The sequence below is a fragment of the Acinetobacter sp. genome (genome assembly GCF_036659555.1).
GTDB lineage: Bacteria > Pseudomonadota > Gammaproteobacteria > Pseudomonadales > Moraxellaceae > Acinetobacter.
Genome location: NZ_JAVXCI010000060.1, coordinates 15,799 through 19,309, shown reverse-complemented (window position 1 = coordinate 19,309; position 3,511 = coordinate 15,799). Strand labels below are relative to the sequence as shown.

3 protein-coding genes are annotated in these 3,511 nt (G+C 53.9%); 2 read left to right on the top strand and 1 reads right to left on the bottom strand.

Translation table 11 applies throughout. The features are described 5' to 3' along the window. The coding region (locus tag RSA72_RS09370) for an agmatine deiminase family protein (protein WP_443098349.1) at positions 1-664 on the bottom strand (664 nt) is incomplete at its 3' end. 434 nt (positions 665-1,098) lie between these two features. Between RSA72_RS09370 and RSA72_RS09365 the strand changes: the two genes are divergently transcribed. After that, positions 1,099-2,304 (top strand): acetyl-CoA C-acetyltransferase, encoded by a 1,206-nt coding sequence (locus RSA72_RS09365; RefSeq protein WP_332624530.1) that lies wholly within the window; start codon positions 1,099-1,101, stop codon positions 2,302-2,304. A 10-nt stretch (positions 2,305-2,314) separates the two neighbouring features. Continuing rightward, positions 2,315-3,511 (top strand): enoyl-CoA hydratase-related protein (locus RSA72_RS09360; RefSeq protein WP_332633082.1); only part of this gene is annotated, 1,197 nt, incomplete at its 3' end.

Below are 3,511 nucleotides of genomic sequence, written 5' to 3'. Positions count from 1 at the left end.
CTTTCAACTCATCCATCACCACGGTTCTAAATGACGGTGTTTTTGAGTAATCATTGACCAATAGTGTATTTTTATCTACCCAGCTGACCATCCCATCGGAATGGGCAAGCACTTCTTCATCGGGTTCTAAAATTGCAACTTGACTCGCACCCAAGGTCTTTTTTAGTTCTTGTTTGGCTTCATCATAGCTCAGTTCATTATCTTCCATAAAACGGGTGGTTGTAATCACGCGGCCGGCATAATCATCCACAATATTGCCGCCATCAATCATTAAATCTGTTTTGGCTCGTTGAATCTTATAGCGGTCTGCAAAACGGCTAAAACTTTTTTGCACCTGCCGGCTTTGCTTTTCCGTCATCGAAGCCCAAGTATAGGCAAACTGCACAGGCTGCTTTGGGTTGACCGTGGTAAAGTCGCGCATCCAGATATCGCGCACGTCATCCACCAGTAAAATATCTTCCGGCACTTTGCCTGTGAAAAAAGGATTGGTGTCTTCATCGGCAATAATCACCACATTGTCATGGCCTAAAATCGACCGGGCATAGTCAATCTGAAAGTCGACAATCTGCTGAAAAGCCGCCTTGTAATAAGGGTCATGCACTGAAGGCGCTGACAGCACCAGCAGCATTCTTTGCGCGGAAATTTCATTCGCGAACTTTTTCATCTCTGTTTGCGTCCCTGCTTTTTCCGGCGGCTGCGGATCGGATGCGGAACTGCAGCCTGCCAGCAGCATCAGGCCGATGGCTGAAAATATGCCTTTATTGATTTTTATCAAAACCCTAATCCTTTTCAGTCATTATTTTTCCTTAAATACAGGCGCTATTCTAGCGCCGGCGCTTTTAGGCTGCCAGCATTGCAGTGATTGATGCTTAATTTCATTTGCAAGCCTCAGTCCCTTAAACAGCCGGCGCTGCCGGCCAAACAGCATGAGCGGAAGGCATTTCCGCCTGCGCCGCCGCCGCTGCAGCGCTAAGGCTGCGCGCAATATGCAGATTGGCAAAAAACCTCAAATGATCTGATCCGTTCTTGTCATTGCGCTTCATCAATTAAGCATTACACTCAAGCAGCGTATAAAAATTTTAATGAAAAGGACAGGCTATGAGCGAGGCTTACATTGTTGATGCCATCCGCACGCCCCGCGGAAAAGGAAAAAAAGGCGGCGCTCTGCATGAAGTAAAACCGATCAGCCTGCTGACCGCCCTGCTGAATGAGCTGAAAGACCGCCATCAGCTGGACACCGCCAAGGTCGATGACATTGTGCTCGGCTGCGTGACGCCAGTCGGCGATCAGGGCGCAGACATCGCTAAAACAGCAGCCATTGCGGCCGGCTGGGACAATGCGGCGGCCGGCGTGCAGATTAACCGTTTCTGCGCCTCCGGCCTGGAAGCGGTCAATATGGCGGCGCAGAAAATCCGCTCCGGCTGGGAAGACCTGGTGGTGGCGGGTGGCGTGGAATCCATGTCGCGCGTGCCGATGGGTTCGGACGGCGGGCCGTGGGCGCTCGACCCTGAAACCAATTTAAAAGCCGGCTTTGTGCCGCAAGGCATCGGCGCAGACCTGATTGCCACCTTAGACGGCTACTCGCGCGCCGATGTTGACACTTTTGCCGAACAGTCGCAGAAAAAAGCCGCCGCAGCGCAGGCCAAGGGCTATTTCCAGCGCTCGGTGATTGCGGTAAAAGACCGTTCAGGCCTGATGATTTTAGAAAAAGATGAATTTATTAAGCCGGACACCACAGCAGAAGGCCTAGCCAGGCTGAATCCGAGCTTTGCCGTGATGGGGCAAATGGGCTTTGACGCCGTCGCGCTGCAGAAGTATCCGGAAGCGCAGCAGATTCATCACGTTCATCATGCCGGCAACTCCTCCGGCATTGTCGATGGCGCTGCTGTGGTGCTGCTGGCTTCTGAAAAAGCAGTCCAAGAACAAGGGCTGAAACCGCGCGCCAAAGTGCTGGCTGCCGCGCTGGCCGGCACTGACCCGACCATCATGCTGACCGGCCCTGCGCCGGCTGCGCGCAAGGCATTGGCCAAAGCCGGCTTAAGCATTGACGACATTGACCTGTTTGAAGTCAATGAAGCCTTTGCCGCCGTGGTCATGCGCTTTATCAATGAGCTGAACATCAATCCGGCCAAAGTCAATGTCAACGGCGGCGCCATTGCGCTGGGGCATCCGTTGGGCGCAACAGGCGCAATGCTTTTAGGCACGCTGCTGGATGAGCTGGAGCGCCAAGGCAAAAAGCGCGGCATGGCGGCCTTATGCGTGGGCGGCGGCATGGGAATCGCCACCATTATTGAACTGGTCTAAGGAGAATACAGTGAGCGCAATTCAATACCATAAAAATGCAGACCAGATTGTGATCCTTACGCTTGATTCAGCGGGGCAGTCTGCAAATACCATGAATGCGGCATTCCGCAGCGCGCTGGATGAAACAGTGCAGAAGCTGCAGGCAGAAACCGGGCTGAACGGCATTATTTTCCGCTCCGCCAAAAAAACCTTCTTTGCTGGCGGCGACCTGGATGAGCTGATTCAGGTTCAGCCTGAACAGGCCGCTGATTTTTTCAGCATGGTGCAAAAACTCAAAGCGGACTTGCGCGCGGTTGAAACATTAGGCGTGCCTGTAGCGGCGGCCTTGAACGGCGCTGCGCTGGGCGGCGGCTGGGAGCTGGCTTTAGGCTGCCATTACCGCATTGCTTTAAATGACCCTAAAGCCAAATTCGGCCTGCCGGAAGTCACTTTGGGCCTGCTGCCGGGCGGCGGCGGCATTGTGCGCATGGTGCGCCTGCTTGGCCTGCAAACAGCCTTGCCCCTGCTGATGGAAGGCCGGCAGTTTGGCGTTGCGCAAGCCCAGGCGCTGGGGCTGATTCATGACACGGCGGATTCTAAACAGGAGCTGCTGGACAAAGCCATTGCCTGGATTAAAGCCAATCCGCCGTCTGCAAAAGCAGCGCAGCAGCCCTTTGACGCCAAAGACTATAAAATTCCCGGCGGCGGCCCGGAAAACCCCGCTGCGGCGCAAATGCTGGCGATTGCGCCCGCCATGCTGCGTGGCAAAACCCAAGGCTGCTACCCGGCGCCTGAAGCGATTCTGGCCGCCGCCGTTGAAGGCGCGCAAGTTGATATGGACACCGCGCTGACCATTGAATCTCGCTACTTTACCTATTTGGCCACCGGCCAGATTTCCAAAAATATGATTGGCGCTTTCTGGCATGGGCTGAATGCCATTAAAGCCGGCGCCAGCCGTCCCAAAGATGTGGCGAAATGGAAAGTGGCTAAAGTCGGAATTTTAGGTGCAGGCATGATGGGCGCGGGCATTGCCTACGCCGCGGCCTGTAAAGGCATTACCGTGGTGCTGAAAGATGTTTCGCTGGAAAATGCCGAAAAAGGCAAAGCCTACAGCCAAAAACTGCTGGATAAAAAAGCAGCACAAGGCCGCATGACTGCGGAAAAACGTGAACAGATTTTAGCGCTGATTACAGCAACAGCATCTGCTGAAGACTTAAAAGGCTGTGAT

Coding starts and splice junctions, on each gene's coding strand:
- RSA72_RS09365 (WP_332624530.1), top strand. CDS start 1,099: ATGAGCGAGGCTTACATTGTTGATGCCATCCGCACGCCCCGCGGAAAA.